13 protein-coding genes are annotated in these 15,613 nt (G+C 63.5%); 6 read left to right on the top strand and 7 right to left on the bottom strand.

Annotation, left to right across the window (positions count from 1 at the left end; translation table 11 throughout):
* Nucleotides 1-107 precede the first annotated feature (107 nt).
* The 5 genes from AB0O87_RS13455 (at nucleotide 108) to paaZ (ending at nucleotide 6,507) form a co-directional block, all read left to right on the top strand.
* Nucleotides 108-1,427 carry an MFS transporter gene (locus tag AB0O87_RS13455; protein ID WP_363516970.1) on the top strand — a complete coding sequence of 440 codons (1,320 nt, stop codon included), beginning with the start codon at nucleotides 108-110 and terminating at the stop codon, nucleotides 1,425-1,427.
* A 151-nt stretch (nucleotides 1,428-1,578) separates the two neighbouring features.
* Nucleotides 1,579-2,781 (top strand): acetyl-CoA C-acyltransferase, encoded by a 1,203-nt coding sequence (locus AB0O87_RS13450; protein WP_363516967.1) that lies wholly within the window; start codon nucleotides 1,579-1,581, stop codon nucleotides 2,779-2,781.
* Entirely contained in the window at nucleotides 2,781-3,536 is a 756-nt protein-coding gene (locus AB0O87_RS13445) for an enoyl-CoA hydratase/isomerase family protein (protein ID WP_363516964.1), read from the top strand. Before AB0O87_RS13450 ends, AB0O87_RS13445 begins: the two co-directional genes overlap by 1 nt.
* Nucleotides 3,533-4,399: a 3-hydroxyacyl-CoA dehydrogenase family protein gene (locus AB0O87_RS13440; RefSeq protein WP_363516961.1), complete on the top strand. Its 867-nt coding sequence runs from the start codon at nucleotides 3,533-3,535 to the stop codon at nucleotides 4,397-4,399. Before AB0O87_RS13445 ends, AB0O87_RS13440 begins: the two co-directional genes overlap by 4 nt.
* Nucleotides 4,400-4,413: 14 nt before the next feature.
* A complete protein-coding gene (paaZ, locus tag AB0O87_RS13435; protein WP_363516958.1) occupies nucleotides 4,414-6,507 on the top strand; it encodes a phenylacetic acid degradation bifunctional protein PaaZ in 2,094 nt (697 codons plus the stop codon).
* Nucleotides 6,508-6,528: 21 nt separating this feature from the next.
* Here paaZ and AB0O87_RS13430 read toward each other — a convergent pair whose 3' ends face one another.
* The 7 genes from AB0O87_RS13430 to dhaK form a co-directional block, all read right to left on the bottom strand.
* The gene (locus AB0O87_RS13430; RefSeq protein ID WP_363516956.1) at nucleotides 6,529-7,176 is read right to left on the bottom strand and encodes a TetR/AcrR family transcriptional regulator; all 648 of its coding nucleotides are present in this window, start codon (nucleotides 7,174-7,176) and stop codon (nucleotides 6,529-6,531) included.
* A gap of 24 nt (nucleotides 7,177-7,200) precedes the next feature.
* Entirely contained in the window at nucleotides 7,201-8,454 is a 1,254-nt protein-coding gene (paaK, locus tag AB0O87_RS13425; RefSeq protein WP_363517410.1) for a phenylacetate--CoA ligase PaaK, read from the bottom strand.
* A gap of 97 nt (nucleotides 8,455-8,551) precedes the next feature.
* Nucleotides 8,552-8,980 carry a hydroxyphenylacetyl-CoA thioesterase PaaI gene (gene paaI, locus AB0O87_RS13420; protein ID WP_363516953.1) on the bottom strand — a complete coding sequence of 143 codons (429 nt, stop codon included), beginning with the start codon at nucleotides 8,978-8,980 and terminating at the stop codon, nucleotides 8,552-8,554.
* A gap of 114 nt (nucleotides 8,981-9,094) precedes the next feature.
* Nucleotides 9,095-10,378, bottom strand: a complete 1,284-nt coding sequence (locus AB0O87_RS13415; protein WP_363516950.1) for a hypothetical protein — start codon at nucleotides 10,376-10,378, stop codon at nucleotides 9,095-9,097.
* 134 nt (nucleotides 10,379-10,512) lie between these two features.
* Nucleotides 10,513-13,038, bottom strand: a complete 2,526-nt coding sequence (gene ptsP, locus AB0O87_RS13410) for a phosphoenolpyruvate--protein phosphotransferase (protein ID WP_363516947.1) — start codon at nucleotides 13,036-13,038, stop codon at nucleotides 10,513-10,515.
* Nucleotides 13,038-13,679, bottom strand: coding sequence for a dihydroxyacetone kinase subunit DhaL (dhaL, locus tag AB0O87_RS13405; protein ID WP_363516944.1), 642 nt, complete (start codon nucleotides 13,677-13,679; stop codon nucleotides 13,038-13,040). The genes ptsP and dhaL overlap by 1 nt, the downstream gene beginning before the upstream one ends.
* Nucleotides 13,679-14,671: a dihydroxyacetone kinase subunit DhaK gene (dhaK, locus tag AB0O87_RS13400; protein ID WP_363516941.1), complete on the bottom strand. Its 993-nt coding sequence runs from the start codon at nucleotides 14,669-14,671 to the stop codon at nucleotides 13,679-13,681. The genes dhaL and dhaK overlap by 1 nt, the downstream gene beginning before the upstream one ends.
* A gap of 154 nt (nucleotides 14,672-14,825) precedes the next feature.
* Here dhaK and AB0O87_RS13395 point away from each other — a divergent pair, with 154 nt between their 5' ends.
* Complete coding sequence (locus tag AB0O87_RS13395; protein WP_363516938.1) at nucleotides 14,826-15,593, top strand: IclR family transcriptional regulator; 768 nt, start codon at nucleotides 14,826-14,828, stop codon at nucleotides 15,591-15,593.
* Nucleotides 15,594-15,613: the final 20 nt, after the last annotated feature.

Below are 15,613 nucleotides of genomic sequence, written 5' to 3'. Positions count from 1 at the left end.
TCGATGGGGTCGATGCGCTACGCTCGGCAATTACTGACCGATCATTCGGTTATGAATACCCGCGGTGCTATGTCACCTTTCCCGAATCGCAGAACAATGGAGTTCGCATGACGTCAGCAGTCTCCGAAAACCCATCCACCGGACGGATGCCAGCCGAAGAGCGGAGGGTGCTTGCCAGCACCCTGGTCGGCACCTCGATCGAGTGGTACGACTTCTTCATCTACGCCCAGGCGGCCGGGCTCGTACTCGCCCCGCTGTTTCTCGCTCCCATCGCAGAGGAGAGCCCGGGCTTTGCCCAGGTGATCTCGTTCGCCACGATCGGCATTTCCTTCCTGTTCCGTCCGCTCGGAGCCATCGTTGCCGGCCACCTCGGCGACAAACTCGGACGCAAGAAGATGCTCGTCTTCACCCTCATCATGATGGGGCTTTCTACTTCGCTCATCGGCATTTTGCCGACGTACGCCGCGATCGGAGTCGCAGCCCCGATTCTGCTGATCCTGCTCCGCATCCTGCAGGGATTCTCTGCTGGTGGCGAGTGGGGCGGTGCCGCGCTGATGGCCGTCGAGCACGCACCGCGTGGCCGGAGAGGCCTCTTCGGCGCTTTCCCCCAGATCGGCGTGCCCGTTGGCATGATCCTCGCGACGTCAACCCTGTGGGTACTCACCAGCTCGATGTCCCCCGAAGCGTTCCTCGAGTGGGGCTGGCGCATTCCGTTCCTGCTGTCGATCGTGCTGATCGCGGTCGGCTACATGATTCGTCGTGCGGTTGATGAAAGCCCGGTCTTCGAAGATCTCCAGCGTCGCCGCAAAGAAGCTTCGGCTCCGTTGCGTCGCCTGTTCAAGAACAACAGCAAGCAGGTCATCCTCACGGCCATCATCTTCATCGCCAACAACGCAGCCGGATACCTGCTCATCGCTTTCTTCGCGACCTACGCTGTCACGGCCCTCGGCATGGACCGCCCTCCGGTACTGCTGGCGACAACGCTCGCATCGTTCGGATGGCTGATCTTCACCCTGTGGGGTGGCCACCTCTCTGATCGACTCGGGCGCATCCGCACCTTCCAGATCGGCTACATCGCACTCGCGGTGTGGGCGGTCCCCATGTGGTTCCTCATCGATACGGCCAACATCCTGTGGTACTTCGTCGCTCTGTTTGTGATGACGTTTGCACTCGGCCTCTCATACGGACCACAGGCTGCGCTGTACGCCGAAATGTTCCCGGCGAACGTGCGCTACTCCGGCGTGTCGATCGGCTACGCCCTCGGTGCGATTCTGGGTGGCGCTTTCGCTCCGACAATCGCCGAGCTTCTGCTGAACCGCTTTGAAGCGGCCTGGACCATCGGCGTGTATATCGCCGTCGCCTCCGTGATCTCGCTTATCGGAGTGTCACTGGTCAAGGAGACGAAGGACGTCGACCTCTTCTCCTAACAGCAGAGAGAAACTCGCCACAGCGGTGGCCCCGCGCCTATGTCATAATTACTATACGATCGTTCAGTAATTCAGGATTGACGTTCATCAATTCAGGATTGAGCGGTAGGGCAACGGGCCACCGTCGAGACAACGCAGTCAGGAGATCCGCATGGCAGAGGCATACCTCGTCGGAGGCGTTCGCACGCCAGTCGGGCGATACGGCGGCGCTCTGTCTGGCGTACGTCCAGACGATCTCGCCGCCCTCGTCGTCCGCGAGGCGGTGCGGCGAGCGGGGATCGATCAGCACCAGGCCGATATCGACGAAGTCATCCTGGGCGCAGCAAACCAGGCAGGCGAAGATAATCGCAACGTCGCCAGGATGGCGGTGCTGCTGGGCGGTCTTCCCGATAGCGTCCCTGGCATCACCGTGAATCGCCTCTGCGCTTCTGGCATGTCTGCCATCACGATGGCCGCCCAAGCGATCAGGGCTGGCGATGCCGATCTCATTCTCGCCGGTGGGGTCGAGTCCATGACGCGCGCGCCCTGGGTACAGGCAAAGCCGGAGAAGGCATGGGCAAAACCCGGCGCAACGTTTGACACCTCGATCGGCTGGCGGTTTCCGAACCCCCAGCTGATCGCGCGAGAAAAGGCCACCTTCTCGATGCCAGAGACCGCAGAAGAAGTCGCCAGGGTCGACGGGATCACCCGCGACGAGGCAGATGCCTTTGCGGTGCGATCGCAGCAACGCGCTGCAGCAGCTATCGCTGGCGGCAGGTTTGAATCGGAGATCGTCGGAGTTTCGGTGGGCACCTCGGGAGCGTCCGACGAAGTGCTCATCGATGAGGGGCCTCGCCCTGAGACCACGATGGAGGCGCTCGCGCGCTTGCGACCCGTCGTTGCGGGAGGGCAGGTGGTGACAGCCGGCAACTCCAGCTCGCTCAACGATGGCGCTTCGGCGATCGTCGTCGCCAGCGCAGACGCTGTTGAGCGGTATGGCCTTGTGCCACGTGCGCGAATTGTGGTGGGGACCAGCGCAGGTCTCGCGCCGGAGATCATGGGCCTCGGCCCTGTCCCCGCAACGCAAAAGGCGTTGCACCGAGCGGGACTCACCATCGATGACATCGGCTCCGTCGAACTCAACGAAGCCTTCGCCACCCAGTCGATCGCCTGCATGCGCCGCCTGGGGATCGACGAATCGCGTGTAAATCTTGACGGTGGCGCTATCGCCCTCGGGCACCCGCTCGGCTCGTCTGGTTCCCGCCTGCTGGTCACGCTGCTCGGCCGCATGGAACGCGAAGAGTCACGCTACGGTCTGGCGACCATGTGTGTCGGCGTCGGACAGGGCGCAGCCCTCATCGTGGAGAAAATGTGATGCCAGAAGATTCTCCCTCTGAGCATCCCCTGCTCATCGAGCGACAGAGCGACCGTGTGATCGCAACGCTCAACCGTCCGCACAAGCGCAATGCCATCGACCAAGCCACCATCGATGCGTTGCACACGCTCTGCGCTGAGCTCGAGTCGGATCCTCGCACGCTTATCCTCACCGGCGCCGGCGGTGTTTTTGCCGCTGGCGCCGACATCGCTGAGCTCCGCGAACGCCGAGCGGCCGATGCGTTGCGAGGAATCAATGCCCACGCGTTCGTGCGGCTTGCCGAGCTTCCCATGCCTGTCATCGCGGCCATCGACGGCTATGCCCTCGGCGGAGGCGCCGAACTCGCCTACGCCGCAGACATCCGCATCGCCACCTCGTCGCTCGCCATCGGAAACCCGGAAACAGGCTTAGGAATCCTCGCAGCGGCAGGAGCAAGTTGGCGCCTGAAAGAGATCATCGGAGACGCCAGAGCGATGGAGTTGCTGCTGACAGGGCGCACGGTGAAAGCCGCGGAAGCTCTGCAGATAGGCCTCGTTTCCGCGCTGTACGAGCCGACCGAACTTCTCACTGCAGCGCACGCTCTTGCTGACCGCGTCGCGCGCAACGACCAGGCAGCAACGATCGCCACCAAACGGGTGTTCCGCGCGCCGCGCGCCGCGCACCCCGCCGTCGATCTGGAGGCACAGGCCGAGCTGTTCGAGAGCCCGGAAAAGTTCAGACGCATGACCGACTTTTTGGAGCGGAAATCACGATGAGTACGACTCCTCCCGCTGCCCCCGCGCACGTCGGAGTGCTGGGTGGCGGCCGAATGGGCGCCGGTATTGCCCACGCCTTTCTCCTTGCCGGATGCGAGGTGGTGGTGATCGAGCGCGACGATGACGCGGCGGCGGCCGCAGCCGCTCGTGTTCTCGCATCCGTAGATTCATCAATCGCCCGCGGCACCGCGACCGAGTCGCTGGATTCGTACCGCACGCGCTTCAGCACAGGCATCGATGCCGCACAATTCGCTTCCTGCGACCTGGTCATCGAGGCGGTGCCGGAAGACCTTGGCCTCAAGATCGAAGCGCTCACTCGCGTCGAGGCACAGATCGGTCCAGAAACAGTACTGGCTTCCAACACCTCTTCGATCTCAATCGACGAGCTCGCGGCAGTGCTCGAACGGCCAGCGCGGTTCCTGGGCATGCACTTCTTCAACCCGGTACCCGCGTCGACCATGGTCGAGATCGTGCGGGGTGCTGCAACCGCCCCTGTGCTCATGGAGTCGGCGCGCGCATGGGTGGAGTCGATAGGAAAGACTCCGATCGTTGTCGCCGACGCTCCAGGTTTCGCGTCGTCGCGGCTCGGCGTTGCGATCGGACTCGAAGCAATCCGCATGCTCGAAGAGGGCGTCGCCAGCGCAGAAGACATCGACGCCGCGATGACCCTGGGGTACAAGCATCCGATCGGGCCGCTCCGCCTCACCGACATCGTGGGCCTCGATGTACGCCTCGGTATTGCCGAGTATCTCGCCGCCCACCTCGGCGAGCGCTTCGAGCCCCCCGCTTTGCTACGCCAGCTCGTGGCTGAAGGCCACCTTGGCCGCAAGAGCGGGCGCGGATTTTATGAATGGGACGCCTGATGAAGGGAACTGAGATGACCGAGATCCTCCCCAGCTACGTTCAGGGAGAGTGGTGGACGCCTACCGCTGACTCCGCTGCTGACTCCATTGAGGCCGCCGAGGTGCGCGATGCATCCACCGGAGAGGTCGTCGCACGGGTATCGACAGCCGGACTCGATCTTGGCGGTGCGCTGCACTATGCCAGGACGGTGGGTCAGACATCGCTCGGTGAACTGACGTTCCACCAGCGCGCTGTGTTGCTGAAGAAACTGGCGTTGGTACTCACCGAGCGCAAGGCGGAGCTCTACGAGATTTCGAGCCGTACCGGAGCCACGAAGCAAGACTCCTGGGTCGATATCGATGGCGGCATCGGTGTGCTCTTCGCCTACTCCAGCAAGGGTCGGCGAGAGTTGCCGAACGCGAAGGTGTACGTCGACGGCGCAGTGGAGAACCTCTCCAAAGACGGTTCATTCCTGGGGCGCCATATTTACTCAAGACTCAAAGGTGTCGCCGTACAGATCAACGCCTTCAACTTTCCGGTGTGGGGTTCGCTGGAGAAGTTCGCTCCCGCGTTCCTCGCCGGTGTGCCCACTGTGGTGAAGCCTGCCACGCCAACCGGCTACCTCGCCGAGGCGATGGTGCGCGTGATGGTCGAATCCGGGCTTCTTCCCTCCGGATCTCTGCAGCTTGTCTCTGGGAGCGTTCCAGGACTCCTCGATGAGATGCGTCTGGGTGACCTGGTCGCCTTCACCGGCTCTGCATCGACTGCTGAGCGCCTGCGCTCCCACGACGCTGTGCAGACGGGAGGCGTGCGCTTCACCAGTGAGACAGATTCGATCAACGCATCGATTCTCGGCACAGATGCGACTGCGGGGACACCGGAGTTCGAGGCCTACGTCAAGCAGCTCGTCGCAGAAATGACGACGAAGGCCGGACAGAAGTGCACAGCCATTCGTCGAGCGATCGTACCAGCGGATGCCGTCGACGAGGTGATCGAAGCAGTGCGCGCACGTCTCACGGAGCGCGTGGTTCTGGGTGATCCGCGCGCGGAAGGCGTCACGATGGGACCACTCGCATCCACAGCGCAGCGCGAAGAGGTGCTGCGTCAGGTGGGCCGGTTGCAGGCTGGCGGCGGTGAGCTGGTGATCGGCACGACCGACGTCCCCGACGTTCGTCACCTCGACGGGAGTGAGGCACCCGCACCAGACGGGGCTTTCGTTGCGCCGATGCTGTTGCGTTTTCGCGATGCCGAGAGCGACGCCGTCAACGAGATCGAAGCTTTTGGGCCGGTCTCCAGCATTGTCGGTTATCGGAGCGTCGAAGAGGCGAGCGCTCTGGTTGCCCGCGGCGGCGGATCACTCGTGACGAGCGTGGCCACACACGATCCAGAGGTCGCGGTTGCGCTAGCCGAAGGAATGGCGGCGTACAACGGGCGCATCCTCTTCCTCGACCGAGACGATGCGCGCAGCTCTACCGGGCACGGATCCCCTCTTCCTGGCCTCGTACACGGTGGCCCTGGCCGCGCAGGCGGCGGCGAAGAGCTCGGTGGCATTCGCGCCGTGCTGCACCACATGCAGCGCACCGCAGTGCAGGGGTCTCCCGAGATGCTCACTGCGCTCACCGGAGTTTGGCACCAGGGTGCGGCCGCACGCCCGTATCAGGAGAGTGGTGGGGTGCACCCCTTCCGCAAGTCGCTCGCCGAACTCCATGTGGGCGACCAGGTTGCCAGTGGTTCCAGGGCCGTCACGCTGGAAGACATCGAGACCTTTGCCGCGTTCACCGGCGATACCTTCTACGCGCACATGGATGAGACAGCGGCGGCGGCCAACCCGTTCTTCCCCGGACGCGTCGCGCACGGCTACCTGTTGGTGTCGTGGGCTGCTGGCCTCTTCGTCGAACCAGCACCAGGCCCTGTCCTCGCAAACTCCGGGCTGGAGAACCTGCGGTTTATGACCCCAGTCTCCCCCGGTGATGAGATTCGTGTCGAGCTCACGGCCAAACAGATTACCCCTCGCGAGACGGATGAGTATGGCGAGGTGCGTTGGGATGCGGTGCTGAAGAACCAGCATGACGACACCGTCGCCACCTACGACGTGCTCACCCTGGTCGCGAAGGAACAGACGGCGTAAAACGCGGAGTCGAGGCCTCGGTCAGCTGACCGGGGCTTCGGCGTTTGCGCCGCCGCGCTTGCGGAGTCCGTCAAGGGCGATGGCGACCACGTCGTCGGCCAGCCTGTCAGCGCCTTCGCGTCCGCCAGGCCGATACCACTCGACGATGGAGTTGATCATTCCGAACGCGAGACGTGCCACAACACTCGCATCGATATCGCCACGCAGAGTTCCTTCGTCTTGCGCCTCGGATACAAGCGCAGTGATGCGGCGGTCGAAGGCGCGTCGTCGCAGCAGGGCGCTGCGCTCGACCTCCGTGTTGCCCCGCACCCGGAGCAAAAGCGTGACCGCTGGCAACTGCTCCACTAAGACGTGGACGGCGCCGCGCAGGACATCCTCCAGCCGATCGACGGCGCTGGTTTCACCCTCGCCATCTGCGGTGGCTGGTAACGGATCTTCTACGACGGCTTCGAGCCCGCTGAGGGCGGAGTCGAGCGCGAGCGCAAGCATCTCGTCTTTCGAGCCGAAGTGATGGTAGATCGCCGATTTCGACAAGCCGAGGCGCTCAGCGAGCATGCCGATCGAGGTCGCGTCGTATCCGTACTCGTTGAACGCGGCAATAGCGACAGCGAGGATTCCCTGCTGGTCATAACCGGGGCGGCCGCGTCGCGTGCTCTGCATCTCTGACATCACCCCTCAGTCTCCCAGAAAGAGTTACCGCAGGTCGTAGACCCGCTTGTACTTGCCCTCGCTGCGAGGCAGCGCCCCCGGCTCTTCCAGATGAACAGCAACCGTGGATCCGACGAAGATCTTGATCCGCTGTGCGAGGACCGCTGCAGCGCTTTGGCACGTCTCGACAGAGAGCTCAGGGTGGCGTTCAATGCGGACCGTGAGAGCATCCATCCGCCCCTCCCTGGAAAGCTCCAGGATGAAGTGCGGCGTCAACTGCTCGATCCCCAACACGAGCTCTTCGATTTGGGTGGGGAACAGATTCACACCGCGCAAGATGATCATGTCGTCATTGCGTCCTGTGATCTTCTCCATCCGCCTCATCCCTGGACGAGCAGTGCCGGGGAGCAACCGGGTGAGATCGCGGGTGCGGTAGCGAATGACAGGAAAAGCCTCTTTGGTCAGAGAGGTGAAAACGAGTTCACCCAACTCGCCGTCCGGCAGGGCGCTCTGCGTCTCCGCGCCAATGACCTCAGGCAAAAAATGGTCTTCCCACAAATGCGGGCCGTCTTTGGTCTCCACACATTCGCTTCCGACACCAGGGCCCATGACCTCGCTGAGGCCGTAGATGTCGAGCGCATCGATGCCGAGGCGCTGTTCAAGCTCCTTCCGCATCTCGTTCGACCAGGGCTCTGCCCCCAGGACAGCGACTTTCAACGATGTGGAACGAGGATCGATACCCTGCGCGGCCATCGCATCGGCAATGGTGAGCAAGTAACTGGGAGTGCACAGGATGGCGTCTGGTTCGAAATCACAGATCAGTTGCACCTGGCGCGCTGTCTGCCCGCCCGACATCGGGATAACAGTGGCCCCCAACGACTCGATCCCCGCGTGTGCGCCGAGTCCTCCGGTGAACAGCCCGTACCCGTAGGCGTTATGCACCTTCATGCCCGCACGGATACCGCTGGCTCGCAGCGAGCGCGCCACGAGCGACCCCCACCGTTCGAGGTCGCCCTTCGTATACCCGACCACGGTCGGCCGCCCCGTTGTGCCGCTGGACGCATGAATGCGCGCGACGTCGGCCATCGGAACGGCGAACATCCCAAACGGATATGTCTCGCGCAGGTCTTCTTTGGTCGTGAACGGGAGGCGCTGCACGTCATCCAACGAGCGGATGTCGTCAGGATGCACTCCTGCTTCGTCGAACTTGCGCGTGTACAGCGGCACGTTTGCGTAGGCGTGGCGCACCGTCTGCTGAAGCCGCTCCAGTTGCAGCGTTTCGATCTCTGCGCGGCTCATCCGCTCAGCGGCGTCGAGCTCATCGGCGACGGGCGGGTGGATGCGGGAGGTTGTTGCGGTCGTCGTTGACACGATTGCTCCGTACGTCGGTGTGCGGTCAGAAGGTCTGGTTGGTGGTGCGTGAGCGACCTCGAAACTCCGCCACAGGGTCGCCCTGCTCATCGGTGACGGTGACGTCATAGATGCCAGAGCGCCCCGTTCGAGAACGACGTATCGCGGTGGCTGTCAGCCTTTGGCCTGCGGTCGTGGGCTTCAGGAACGAGATGTCTGCTCCGGCGGCGACTGTCACCCTCTCGTCTTCATTGCAGGCGATAGCGAAAGCCGTATCTGCCAGCGCAAAGACGAATCCGCCGTGCGTGATGTGGAATCCATTGGTCATGTCGTCTCGCACGAGCATCGACACGACGGCGTGGCCGGCATCGTCGCGCTCGACGACGAGTCCCAGAGACGCCGATGCACGATCACGCTGCATCATGGCACGCGTGGAGTGCGTTGCCGTCTCCGTTGTTTCTGCAGACTCTGCCATCGTCGACCTCCTTGTCGCACGGACGCCGCAACAGCGACGCCCGTGCGCCCATACTAACCGACCGATCGGTCAGTAAAGAAGTCTTTTGCAGAAGTTCTCGGTGACGCGAAAGAGCTACCCGAAGACAGGGGCCTTCTGAAGAGTGGCGTCTTCTACCTGAATCCCTGTGATGACGGCGCCTTCCTCTGTCACGTCACGATCAGCACGAAAACGCAACAGCACGCCCTCACGCGTAGACCAGACATAGAAGTCCTCGGCCGAGGAGACGACGCGCAGCATCGTGCCTTCCGGGAACGCCTCAACGGCGGCAGCAACGGGATCGCCGACGCGAACACCGTCTGCCGAAGGGAGCGCGGCGCCGTCATGGTTCCTATCGCCAGCGACGTTTGCAAACCCAACCGCGATCGCCGAGACGGCAGATTGTCCCTCTGCACGCTGCAGCACAACGGAGGCATTGCCGTCTGGAGAGACCAGTCGCGTCGGGCCGCCCTCCCACTCCGGCTCTTCGACACGCGCGTCGGGAACGGAAGCAATCGCCTCATCCAACTCGACTCCCAGACGGATCGGTCCGACTCCTGCCGCGGTGATCTGCCACTCGCTCCAGGGAGCAGACGCGTCGACTTCGGACGGAACCTCGGCTGGCACAGGCGGGTTAGCTGTGAGCTCGTCAATCAGCTTCGTCTTTGCCTCACTGGCACGTTCCATCAACGACGCCGCCACCGCATCGCTATCGAGGGCAGAATCACCCGTGAATGGTTGCCAGAAACTCACCAGGACGTTGCCGACGGCGGCATACCCTTGATACGACTGGTACGAGCCGGAATCGATCACCAGGGATCCAGCAATCGCTTGCACGCCGTCTTCCGAATCCAGAACGGTCGAATCGAAGGTCGAGGCGTTGTTGAAACGGAACTCGCCACACTGCGACGCCGCTTTGACGTATTGATCCATACGGGATTGCACCGCTTCTTCGTCGGCGAACTGCAGCACCTCCAGCCTTCCGTCTTGGTCGTCTGAGGCGGAACTGGTCCAGCTCACTGACCGCGTACCGATCGAACCCAGCGAGGGCTCAGCGATGAGCGCACTGCAGATTTCCGGATCGGGGTTCGGTCCCCCACCGTCAGAAATCTGCTCGAAAGCCGCGTCAGGCGCATTCACGTTCCCCACGTTGGGGAAGATGGCAGTGATTTCGTCTGCGCTGAACAGAAACCACTCCAGCTCGTCGCCGACGAAGGCGATGGGCCCCGCATAGGGTTCCGGTGTTTCTGGCGCCGCCGATGCAGAGGGCGTCGAAGTAGCCTGCGGCTCAGGGGTGGTCGCGCACCCGGCGACTACCGCCAATGCTCCTACCGTGAGAGCTCCGAGGAGACCTCGCACAAACGGCATCGACTTTGACATGTTTCCCCCCGGAGTTCCCAATGGCACGAACGAGCCATTGGGAAAATCGTAGACGCCATCGAAGTGAATAAAGCGCGTGGAGGCATGTCGATATCCGAACGAGACACAACGGATTCCACCCGCCGCATATATCACTATTGCGCCCCGGCCGCCGCTCCGAGTATCGCTCGCGCAGCCATTCGCGCTTTCTCTGCCGTCGGCGCGGCAACAGCAGCCTCTGCCGCGCGTTGGCAGTCCGCCTCCGTCACTCCCGCGAGCACTTCAGCCACTCGCCCCAGTGAGCGCGAAGTCATCGACAGCGAGGTCGCACCGAGTCCCACGAGCACACCTGCCAGCGCCGGATCGCCTGCGGCTTCGCCGCAGACCCCTACCTGCTTGCCCGCTGCGCGCCCGGCGTCACCGACGACTCCGATGAGCCGAAGGACGGCGGGTTGCCACGGGTCGTTCAGATCACCGAGTTCGCTGAGCATGCGATCTGCCGCAAGCGTGTACTGGGCGAGATCGTTGGTGCCGAGACTCACAAAATCGATCACCTCAAAAAGCTCTGCGGCGAGCAGTGCGGCCGAGGGTGTTTCGATCATGATGCCGACCCGTTCGATCCCGGCAGCACGCGCACGCTCGGCAAACTCCGCTGCCTCGTCGACTGTGGCCACCATCGGGGCCATGACCTCGACGTGCGCTGACTGCCCTGCGGCGGCTGATGCGAGGGCAGCGAGTTGGTCGTGCAGCAGCTCGGGACGGCGACGAGCGATACGCAGTCCGCGGATACCCAGCGCCGGATTCTCTTCCTCATCGTCGTTCGCAAACGGGAGCGGCTTGTCGCTCCCGGCATCGAGGGTGCGCACGACCACCTTGCGATCGGGGAAGGCCGTGACTACCCCCCGGTAGGCCGCGGCCTGTTCCTGCACAGACGGCGCTTCTGTCTGATCAAGAAAGCAGAACTCTGTGCGAAAAAGACCCACGCCTTCTGCGCGAGCGGCGACGGCGTTGGCCGCATCTGGGGCTCCGCCCACATTTGCCAGCAATGCCACCCGGTGCCCATCTGCAAGGGTTCCCGCGCCGTCGAACTCGACGATTCTGGCGGCGGCAACTGCCTCGGCAATACGCGACTCCGTCGGTTCGGCCTCGACGGTGCCGTCGCTGCCATCGACGAGAACAGTCATTCCGATGGGAATCCCCGTTGCCCCCGTGGCGCCAACCACAGCGGGCAACCCCAGCGAACGCGCGATGATCGCGGTGTGTGACGTTGGTCCGCCCTGCTCCGTCACCAGTGCAACGCACTGGCCTCCAGAAAGTGAAGCGGTATCGGCAGGCGCGAGGTCGGTTGCCACGAGCACAAACGGTTCGTCGCGCTCTGGCACCCCCGGCATATCGACTTCGAGAATCTCGGCGACGATGCGGTCTCGGACATCGCGAATGTCAGCGACACGCTCCGCCATTCGCCCACCGAGTGCGGCGAGTCCTTGCTCGTGTTTTGCGGCGGTCTCCCAGAGAGCGCGTGCGGCGGTGCGCCCCTTGGAACGAACGAGAGCCGCTGCCTCTGCAACCAATTCCGGATCAGCGGCCATCAACCGAGACGCATCGAGAATATCTTTGGCTTCGCCTGTCGCCTGCTCTGCACGAACGCGGAGCTGATCGGCCACGGCAACAGCGGCCCACTCGATTGCCGACACTTCGGCGTCGCGGTCTTGCTCGGCAACGAGGGTGTTCGCATCGGGTTCCCCCACGGCTGGTGCGAGATAGACGACGGGAGCCGCCACCCGCCCTGGGCTCACGCCACGTCCGCGCAGCACAGTCCCCGCCTCCACCACCGGGGCGTTGTGTTGCAGTGGCGGTGCTGTCTGTTGCGACTTCGCCGATGGCGCCGCCTTCTGGCTCTTCGTACGGACGGTTTCTGTGCCCTCACCAAACCCATCGACGAACAGTTCACTCAGCCGATCGAGCACAGCTACCGCGTGCGGCCCTGTCGCTGTCACTTCCAACTCATCGCCCTGTCGTGCGCCGAGGATAAGCACGCGAGAGAGGCTTGAGGCCGGGGCATCCGGACCATCGGGAAGTCGTCGCAGACGCACATCGGCACCGGCCGAAGCCTCGGCGATCAGCGCCGCAGGACGCGCGTGGATCCCCAAGGGGTTGCGCACGACGAGACGCCGCACAAGGGTCCCCGCTGCGGCGGAATCCGACGCTACATCCGGTGCAGTATCCGGCGCAGTGCTTTGTTCAGCCTCCGGCGCAGCTTCTGGCACGTCGAGCTGCCCGGCCTTCGCACCGAGAGCAGCACCCGCCTCTGCCGCGACGGCGTCAAGCTCTCCGCCAGCGGCAGCGGCGACAACGGCCGCCAGCAATCCTTCAACGAACGGAGCTGGCGCGAGCCGTACCGGCACATCGCTGACGCGCAGTTCCAAGGCAAGCTCGGCACTGAGGACAGCGGATCCAAGGTCCATCAAGACCAGCACTCCGTCGCAGTCCGCCGCGAGCTCGTCGATCGCTGTCGCCACCGCTACCGCATCGGTGCCGAGGATAGGTGCGCCGTCTGCATCGACGCCAGCGCCTGCGGCGACCAGCACCCGCGCTCCCCCTCCTTGGACCATTTGCATGGCAAGCTCCAGAGCTGCCTCACCCAGTCGTGCACTGTGGGAGACGGCGACGATCCCGATCATCAGGCGTTACCAACGACCGCCGCTGCGAGCGATTCGAAGAGGATTGCCGTCGATGCAGAGCCTGGATCGAGGTGCCCGGCGCTGCGCTCTCCGAGGTAGCTCGCCCTGCCTTTGCGAGCGACAAGCGCGAGGGTGGCATCGCGACCAGATGCGGCAGCGTCCGACGCTGCTGCAACGGCATCAGAAAGAGACGACCCCGCGGCGAGCGCCGCATCGAAGGCATCCACTGCCGGTGCCATCGCGTCGTACATTGTCTTGTCGCCAGCCTCGGCCTTGCCTCTGGCGACGATGCCGTCGAGGCCTGCGCGCAGCGATGCTCCCAACGCTGGCCCATCGAGTTCTGTGACGGCACCAGATGCCATTCCCATCCGGAGGAAGAATGTGCCGTAGAGCGGTCCGCTTGCGCCGCCAACCGAGCTCACAAGCGTCATCCCGACGGTCTTCAACAACTCGTCGACGGTGGCAGGTGTTCCCGCGGCGAGCTTTTCGCTCACAGCGCCCATCCCGCGCGCCATATTGGCTCCGTGATCGGCGTCGCCGATCGCGGAATCAAGCTCGGTCAGCCAATCGCGTTTTTCCGTCACAGCAGCGCCGAAACGGGAAACCCAGTCAGCGAGGACAGCAGTGTCAACAGCGGCCATCAGGCGCCCCACCGCAGTCCTGGCGTGTTCACTGGCGCGTCCCACAGCTGCAGCAGCTCGTCGTCCGCCTTGAGCACAGTGACAGAGCAACCGGCCATGTCGAGGGACGTGATGTAGTTACCCACCAGGTTCCTGGCGATCTGTACGCCGGACTTCTCGAGGATCGCCGCTACCTCGCTGTACATCAGGTAGAGCTCGATGAGGGGTGTGCCACCCATGCCGTTCATCATGACGATCGAGGGGCCCTTCGCATCGAGGTCCGCGAGAATCGGCTCGACGAGCTGTCGTGCAATCTCTGATGCCGGGGCAAGGGGTTCGCGGTGACGGCCGGGTTCGCCGTGAATGCCGATACCGATTTCCATCTGGTCGTCTGGCAGCTCGAATGTGGGTTTTCCTGCCGCAGGCACGGTGCAGCTGGTGAGCGCCATGCCCATCGAGCGCCCCTGCCCGTTGACCTTCTTGGCCAGTTCCACGATCGAGGCGAGGTCGCGACCCTCCTCTGCTGCCGCGCCGACGATCTTCTCCAGCAACACGGTGAGCCCCACTCCGCGGCGCCCGGCGGTGTACAGCGAGTCCTGCACAGCGACGTCGTCGTCAACCACGACGCTGCCGACCTCAATGCCCTCCATCGAGGCGAGCTCGGCCGCCATCTCGAAGTTCAACACGTCACCGGTGTAGTTCTTGACGATGTGCAGGACGCCGGCTCCTCGATCGACAGCCTTCGTCGCCACCTGCACGCGGTCAGGAGTCGGCGAGGTGAAGACTTCGCCAGCCACAGCCGCATCCAACATCCCGGCGCCAACGAAACCGCCGTGCAGTGGCTCGTGCCCGGATCCGCCGCCGGAAACAATCGCCACCTTGCCCTGAGCCTTCGGCGTCGTGCGCGTGATGACGTGGTTTTCCAGGTCGACCGAGAGCTCGGGATGAGCGAGCGCGACGCCCTTCAGCGACTCGACGAGTACGTCTTCTGGGGCGTTGATGAGCTTTTTCATCGTTCGATCTCCTTTGATCCATCATGATTTTCGCAAAAATCGGAAAGCAATTCGTTAATGTCGAATATGCTCGGAGCCTGCCTGGTTGTCAAGATCAATCCTGAAGCCCGGCAGAATTCACCCCGGCTCGAAGACGCACCGGAAGGAGGGGACCGTGATTCAGGCAATCGATCGCGCGGCAAAGATCCTCGAACTGCTCCAGGGAGCACGCCACCTCGGCATTACCGACCTTGCGGCTGCACTCAGCCTGCCGCCGTCGACTGTGCACGGGCTGGTGAAATCACTGCGATCGCATGGCCTGGTTGCCAAGGAACGCGGTGGCCAGCGTTACATGCTCGGTCCGACACTTCTGCGGCTGAGCAACGTCTATCTCGACACGCTCGATGTGCGCGCCAGGGCGATGCGATGGACCCAGGAGCTTGCGCGCCGCACCAATCTCTCGGTGCGCCTCGGCGCTCCGCACTTTGCGGATGTGCTCGTCATTCATCACAACTTGCGCCCGGATGACAGCCAGCAGATGCTCGAAACCGGCGTGGCTATTCCCGCGCACGCATCGGCGATGGGCAAAGTGCTCCTCGCCTACGACCTGGGCTTTCAGCACACTGTCTTTGCCGCGCCTCTTCGCAGCCTCACCGGTGACACCGTCACCGATATCGCACGATTGACGCTGGAACTCCCGGCAATCGCCGAACGGGGCACCGCAGGAGAATTCGATGAAGCGGTGCTCGGGGAATCGTCGATCGCCGCGCCAGTCGCCGACGCGTCGAACGACATTGTGGCCGCGGTAGCGGTGGTTCTCCCGACATCACAGACACCCGCATCCGACGCAGTTCTCAACGCGCTGAGGGAAACGGCACGCAACATCTCCCGTGAACTCGGCGCAACCTCGTGGCCGCCACGCGTCGCCCCTGCCGAAGACTAGGCCGCACGGCGTTATTCGCG

This window comes from Microbacterium sp. NPDC076768 (assembly GCF_040687205.1).
Lineage (GTDB): Bacteria > Actinomycetota > Actinomycetes > Actinomycetales > Microbacteriaceae > Microbacterium.
The sequence above is the reverse complement of the archived record's forward strand: the minus strand, read 5'-3'. Positions and strand labels throughout refer to the sequence as shown.

Coding starts and splice junctions, on each gene's coding strand:
- AB0O87_RS13440 (WP_363516961.1), top strand. CDS start 3,533: ATGAGTACGACTCCTCCCGCTGCCCCCGCGCACGTCGGAGTGCTGGGT.
- AB0O87_RS13430 (WP_363516956.1), bottom strand. CDS start 7,176: ATGTCAGAGATGCAGAGCACGCGACGCGGCCGCCCCGGTTATGACCAG.
- AB0O87_RS13455 (WP_363516970.1), top strand. CDS start 108: ATGACGTCAGCAGTCTCCGAAAACCCATCCACCGGACGGATGCCAGCC.
- AB0O87_RS13445 (WP_363516964.1), top strand. CDS start 2,781: ATGCCAGAAGATTCTCCCTCTGAGCATCCCCTGCTCATCGAGCGACAG.
- dhaL (WP_363516944.1), bottom strand. CDS start 13,679: ATGGCCGCTGTTGACACTGCTGTCCTCGCTGACTGGGTTTCCCGTTTC.
- ptsP (WP_363516947.1), bottom strand. CDS start 13,038: ATGATCGGGATCGTCGCCGTCTCCCACAGTGCACGACTGGGTGAGGCA.
- paaK (WP_363517410.1), bottom strand. CDS start 8,454: ATGAGCCGCGCAGAGATCGAAACGCTGCAACTGGAGCGGCTTCAGCAG.
- paaZ (WP_363516958.1), top strand. CDS start 4,414: ATGACCGAGATCCTCCCCAGCTACGTTCAGGGAGAGTGGTGGACGCCT.
- dhaK (WP_363516941.1), bottom strand. CDS start 14,671: ATGAAAAAGCTCATCAACGCCCCAGAAGACGTACTCGTCGAGTCGCTG.
- AB0O87_RS13415 (WP_363516950.1), bottom strand. CDS start 10,378: ATGTCAAAGTCGATGCCGTTTGTGCGAGGTCTCCTCGGAGCTCTCACG.
- AB0O87_RS13450 (WP_363516967.1), top strand. CDS start 1,579: ATGGCAGAGGCATACCTCGTCGGAGGCGTTCGCACGCCAGTCGGGCGA.
- paaI (WP_363516953.1), bottom strand. CDS start 8,980: ATGGCAGAGTCTGCAGAAACAACGGAGACGGCAACGCACTCCACGCGT.